Genomic DNA, 6,000 nt, shown 5'->3' with positions numbered 1-6,000 from the left:
TATCTTTTATGGTTGGGTAATCTTTCTCAGTGATAATGACCAGTTCACTGGAGAGTAATATGGAACGTGCATGTTGGGTATTTGAAAAACCTGCGCCGATGATGACCGCATCAAATTCGTTTTGATCAAAAGCGCTGAGTAAGCTTATGGTATTTCCAATTGAAATATCTATGTTCCAACCCAAATCATGTCCTAAATCGATCAGTGAAGTGACAATATAGGGTGGCAAACATTCTATAATGCCAATACGTATATTAAGTTGACTACTTTTAGAGTGGGAAATGTTGTTTTTACAATCATCTGCAAGGTTCAATATTTTAAGCGCGTAGTCATAAAGTATCTGGCCTTGCGCAGTCAGTGAGCATCCATCGTTTTTTCGATCTAATAGGGTGACATCCAGGTTATCCTCCAGGCTCCTGATTCGGTGGGATATACTCGACTGCACTCGATTAAGACGTTCGGCTGCCTGGGTTATGTTTCCTGTCTCCACGACTGTCACGAACGCAAGAAGTTCACTTAGCTTCATTTGAGACCTCATGCTAAAAATTAGTTCACCGTCACAACAATTATTTATATTCTGTATTAATAAGTTTGTCACTATGTTTTAACCCCCCTGGAGATGCAGGTCCGATCACTTTTTGGCCACGTTAAGGGCGGGTCAGTATTATTACTCTTCAAACAGACATTAATTCTGAATTGTGAATTATAACAACAGACTCTGCTTACACTTCCTCTCAGTAGCTCATTTCCCTGACCAGCACATTATTTTCAATAGGAATATTGTTACGGCATCAATATTTTCGATGAATCCCTCGATTTTATTCGTTGGTATTTTATTGCCATGCCAATTAGGATTAGATTTGTGATGGCGAATTATTTCCATATAAATCAATTTGTTATCCATATCTATTTTCTGCATTTATATATTACTGGGTCTCCATGACTTGTATTTCGATAATTCATTTTTTGGTTATGGGATGAAATATGGCGCACGCAGAGTTTGATGAGCTAATGGTTCAGCTGGTTGACTATGCCTATGAGCAAGCAACTTTCGATAATGAGACTTTACAACTGGCCCGTTTTTGCCTTTTGGATTCGATAGGTTGCGCGATTGCCGCGTCTACCGATCATGACTGTATGAAACTGATGGGCGCAGCTCAGTTCAGCAAGAGCCGGGACGGTGTGCCGGTTGCCGGTACCGGGCTAAGACTAGGACCTGTCGAAGCGGCCTTTCATATCGGTTCGATGATCCGCTGGCTGGAGTTCAATGACACATGGCTTGCGCAAGAGTGGGGGCATCCGTCCGATAATCTGGGCGCTATCCTGGCGGCCGCAGCATGGCAGAGTCTGGCAGCCGCGGATAAGCCAGCGACTGACATGACGGCAGTGTTGAACACGATGATTCGCGCCTATGAGATCCATGGCGTGCTGTGTCTGTCGAACTGTTTTAATGCGCTGGGTATTGATCACGTTGTATTGGTTAAGGTGGCTTCAGCGATCGCCTCTGCTCAACTGCTCGGTTTGTCAAAAGACCAGGCATTAAGTGCACTTTCCAACGCGATTATCGACGGCCATTCTCTTCGAACCTACCGGCATGCGCCCAATGCGGGAACGCGTAAGTCCTGGGCCGCTGGTGACGCGACGGCGCGTGGCCTGCAACTGGCGCTGTTCGCGCAAAGTGGCGAAATGGGTTATCCCACTGCGCTGACGGTGAGTCGGTGGGGATTCGATGATGCGGTTTTGAGAGGCAAACCCTTTAATCTGTCGCGTAACCTGTCAGATTTTGTCATTAAGAATATCTTGTTCAAAGTCCCCAACCCTGCTGAATACCATGCCCAGACTGCGGTAGAAGCGGCCATTAATCTTCGTCAACGGATACTTGCCGCCGGTTTCTCTCCAGAAAGCATCGAGTACGTGCGGGTGGAGACAACGCGTCCGGCGATTCAGATCATTGATAAATCAGGGCCGCTGAATAACTCCGCCGATCGCGATCACTGTCTCCAGTACATGGTTGCGGTAGGGCTTCAAACCGGAAACCTGACGATTAAGGATTTCCACGAGCCGCTCGCCAGCGATCCTTTGCTGGATGCCCTGCGATTGAAGATTACCTGCACTGAACGTCCTTCCTTTACAGAGAGCTACTACGACGCAGAAAAGCGCGCCATTCCGAATGCGCTCTTTCTGAAATGTCATGGAATGACGGAGGAACTCTCTGAAACCATCGAATATCCGCTCGGACATGTCCGTCGTCGTGACGAGTGTTTCGAGGCGCTGCTCACCAAATTCCATCTGAATCTTTCGGACAGCCCGCTGGGTGACCGGTCCCATATTCTGGCCGAAACCCTGATTAGTGAATCGAAACTGGATGCCATGTCCGTTACCGACCTCCTGAGAATGTTTTCCTGGGACTAGGCCGCATCTAAAACACTTTCAGTTATTCCTTTAGCGCGAGGTAGTGAAATGAAAAAAGCAATACTGGTGGGTTGTGGAGCGGAGATCGGCGCAAACCTGCTGATTCAAAATGATCCGGCGAAGGATGGTTTTGCGATTCAAACTGTGGTCACGAATGCGCCTTCTTTAGATAAACATTATCCTGAACTGGGTCCGATTGATGGCATCGTTGCCCGTCTGGCGATGGCGCATCCCGGCATCCAGTCTCAGATCAACATTATCGATGGCAACACCCTCAACATCGACGGGCGTGAGGTGCACTTTTTCTTCGGCGATCTTGCCAAAGAACTTCCTCCGCAAACGGGTCGCTTCGACATTGGTTTTATCGCGACCAGCAAACTGGACATGGACAAGAACAGCCCTGTCGCCCGTAACATGCAAGAACTTGCCGATGTGGTGCTGGGCGTGGCAGAGGCCAATGAACTGCCGAGTATCTATGGCTGCCTGGAAGATCTTACCCGCGATGATATTGGCACGATACAGCGTCAGGTGGTCGATTCTGGCATGTATTGCCTCGGGTCGTGTCAGACGAATGGGATGCATGCCTCGCTGCGCGTATTGGCCGACGCACTGAGATCCATCAATTGCAATGCCTCGCATATCGTGTCGGTTGAAACCGATATCGTCCATCCGGATACGCCTAACGGTGTACTCGGTACCCGATCCTTCGAAGGCCGCCTTCAGGATGCGCGCGACAACCTCCGTCCGAGCTTCTCACAAATCGCCATGAGTCAGGACAAAGTGATGCCCTGGGCACCGTTAGTGAATACCGTTTCATTACGTGCACCGGTACATGCGCCGGGATATCAGATAAACCGTTTTATCGTAAAGGATGACGGCGCGTTGAACAGGGGGCTCATCGAGGAGGCGATTGAGCGAGTGAGCGAAACACATCCTCATGTTGTTAAGGCATCCCGAAGCCCTTTAGGGAGCCGTGCGTATGCTTACGAACGCAGGTGCTCAACGATTCTCTCAGACAAGAATCATCTGCTCATTCTCCGTCCTGCCTATCTGGCAAGCCAGAATTTGAGTGAAATCATTATCCAGTCGTTTGTTAACAACACCGTCGGCTATAGCGCTGTTGTTCGTGCCGTTGCGCGCAGCATCGCGCTTGGCCTGCCCGTTGCCACTTTCCAGGGGATTGAAAAATGACAAGCTCACACACAGTCGATTTCTTGAGTTCAGGCTTCGTCGTGAAGACAGCCATGTCCGAAATGTTCAATGGCAAGCTGAAAGCAGAAGTGGATCAGATACGCGCGTTGCACGATATCTATCCGGAACTGATGGTTCCGGTATTACACGACGGGCTGGCTGCCGGGCGGCAATTTTATATTCTCGAAAAGATGGATTCCCTGCCTTTGTGCAACATCGTGTTCGACGACCAGCGGTCGCTGGCTGAACGCCGGATGATCGTGAGAAATGCACTGGAAAGCGTGCAGAAAGCCATCGGCCTGGAGTCAGAGGCGCCGTCGACGATGACCCATGATATGCCCGCCAGATTATTGGAAGAGTGGGAAGGTACGCGTTTTGCACACGAGCTGTTTGATAAACCTATTCTGCTTAATGGCGCGCGATTTTGCATAACGGCGAGGGAGGTTTTCGAAAAATCTCTGGAACTGGCCAGAACCGAAGAGTTCAGATCGGTAGAAAAAGCCCATTTCAATTTTCATTTTGGCAATGTGCTTTATAACGAGGAACACGCTCAGACCCGCTTCATCGACCCTGATTTTTCGGTCAGGGGGCTTGACCCGCTTTTCGGCTTCTCCCGATTTGCCTTTTCGTTTTGGCATGAACTGGCGGCCGAAGTGAAAGATGCCGTCAAAATGGTCCCCATGACTGATGCACTGATGTTTGTGCTGGCGAAGCCAGACTACGGCAGCATCCTCAGCGAGATCCCGGAGTTAGGCGGTATTTCAGGTCTGCTGCCGCTGATGGGGGAAAGTATGCGAAACCGGTTCTATGTCCTCACGACCTATTGTTTCCTGAGAAGTATCCGGATCAACGGCAGCAAACAACCCTGGAAAGCACCGCGTTCTCCCGTTGTAGCCAGCCCCGAAGAAGTGTTGATGCTGGGTCTGCTGACCTACCTCGAAGGGCCGAGTGCCGAGACTGAAAGCCTCTGTGCGTGATTCCCATTCAATATAGGATGTTAAGGATATGTCGTTGGTAAGCAGCAGTACCTTAGAACAAGGATTTGAGGCCCCAAGGCGCTATATGGCAGCTGCGGCCATTTTGATTGGTGTGATAATGGCGGCGCTGGACAGTTCCATCGTCAATATCTCCTTACCCACTATTTCCGAAGCATTACAGGTGGATTCGGCCTCTGTCATCTGGGTGACCAACGGCTATCAGGTTGCCAGCGCTGCAACGATGTTGATCTGTGCATCGCTGGGTTCGAGGATAGGGGAGCGGCGCTTCTACACGGCGGGCATGGTGTTGTTTACGCTGGCATCGCTGGGTTGCAGCCTCTCCTCGACCTTTGGCATGCTGGTGGCCATGCGAGTCCTTCAGGGGGTGAGTTATGCGGTGATGATCAGTGTCGGGTTGGGTCTCTACCGCGTTATCTTTCCGCCGAATGCGTTGGGAACCATTTTAGGGCTGAATGCGCTGGCATTTGCGGTGGGTACGGCCATTGGTCCTGCGTTAGGTGGCCTGATCATCTCCTATCTTGACTGGCCCTGGTTGTTCTATATCAATATCCCGTTGGGCGTACTTGCCATTGTGTTCTCGCTTATCTCTTTGGGCGTCGATACCGAGAGGGAAAAAGGCTTCGATTGGGGAGGCGCTATCACTTCCGCCGCCGCCTTAGGGCTGATGGTCATGGCTGTTGATCAAATCGGACGCTGGGACAGCCGCATACTGATACTTTGTGGCGTCGCATCGGTGGCGCTGATCGCCATCTTTCTTAAAGCGCAGACGCGTTCAAAGAACCCGCTGCTGCCTCTCGATATATTTCGTTCCCGGAGATATAGCTTCGCGGTGATCTCTTCTGTCTCAATGTTTGTGGCTCAGGGGATGGCGCTGGTCGGTTTGCCCTTTGTACTGCAGCATGCCTATCACTATTCTGTCCTGGAATCGGCGTTCATCTTTACACCGTGGCCAATTGCCGTTGCAATCTGTGCCCCGGTCGCTGGCAGGTTGTCCAACCGTTTAAATCCTACTCAGATATCGACGGTCGGCGTGATGATTTTCTGCCTGGGTTTAGGGTCTCTGGCTCTGCTGCCGGAAGCGGCGACGGTGAATGATTTTCTTTGGCGTGTGGCGGTGTGTGGGGTGGGTTATGGACTCTTCTTGCCGCCGAACAACAAAGAGATGTTTTCCAATGTCGCAGGGAATCGAACAGTAACGGCCTCGGGGGTATTGTCGACCGCCAGAACTGCCGGACAATCTATTGGTGCGGCGTTGGTGGCAATGGTGATTGCACTTTTGAACGGATTGACGGGGCACGCGAGCGCGCAGTTTGGCGTCTATGTCTTTGGGCTGGCGTGCCTTATCTCCGCATTATCGACTTTCACAAGCATGTTACGCCTGCACCGGTAATAAACTGGA

General features: G+C 50.7%; 5 protein-coding genes. 4 read left to right on the top strand and 1 reads right to left on the bottom strand.

Annotated features, from left to right (window positions below):
• Positions 1 to 526 (bottom strand): LysR family transcriptional regulator (locus ED901_RS15400; protein ID WP_162997879.1); only part of this gene is annotated, 526 nt, incomplete at its 3' end.
• 458 nt (positions 527 to 984) lie between these two features.
• Between ED901_RS15400 and ED901_RS15395 the strand changes: the two genes are divergently transcribed.
• The 4 genes from ED901_RS15395 to ED901_RS15380 are packed head-to-tail and all read left to right on the top strand — an operon-like array spanning position 985 to position 5,991.
• Positions 985 to 2,412, top strand: coding sequence for a bifunctional 2-methylcitrate dehydratase/aconitate hydratase (locus ED901_RS15395; RefSeq protein WP_122096437.1), 1,428 nt, complete (start codon positions 985 to 987; stop codon positions 2,410 to 2,412).
• Between the two features lie 48 nt (positions 2,413 to 2,460).
• Positions 2,461 to 3,603, top strand: a complete 1,143-nt coding sequence (locus ED901_RS15390) for a hypothetical protein (RefSeq protein ID WP_122096436.1) — start codon at positions 2,461 to 2,463, stop codon at positions 3,601 to 3,603.
• Positions 3,604 to 3,656: 53 nt separating this feature from the next.
• A complete protein-coding gene (locus tag ED901_RS15385) occupies positions 3,657 to 4,580 on the top strand; it encodes an aminoglycoside phosphotransferase family protein (protein ID WP_238485024.1) in 924 nt (307 codons plus the stop codon).
• 28 nt (positions 4,581 to 4,608) lie between these two features.
• Complete coding sequence (locus ED901_RS15380; protein WP_122096434.1) at positions 4,609 to 5,991, top strand: MFS transporter; 1,383 nt, start codon at positions 4,609 to 4,611, stop codon at positions 5,989 to 5,991.
• Positions 5,992 to 6,000 lie beyond the last annotated feature (9 nt).

The sequence above is a fragment of the Rahnella sp. Larv3_ips genome (genome assembly GCF_003697865.1).
In the GTDB taxonomy this organism is placed as follows: Bacteria; Pseudomonadota; Gammaproteobacteria; order Enterobacterales; family Enterobacteriaceae; genus Rahnella; species Rahnella rivi.
Note: the sequence above shows the minus strand (reverse complement) of the source record. Positions and strands in the feature narration are given on the sequence as shown.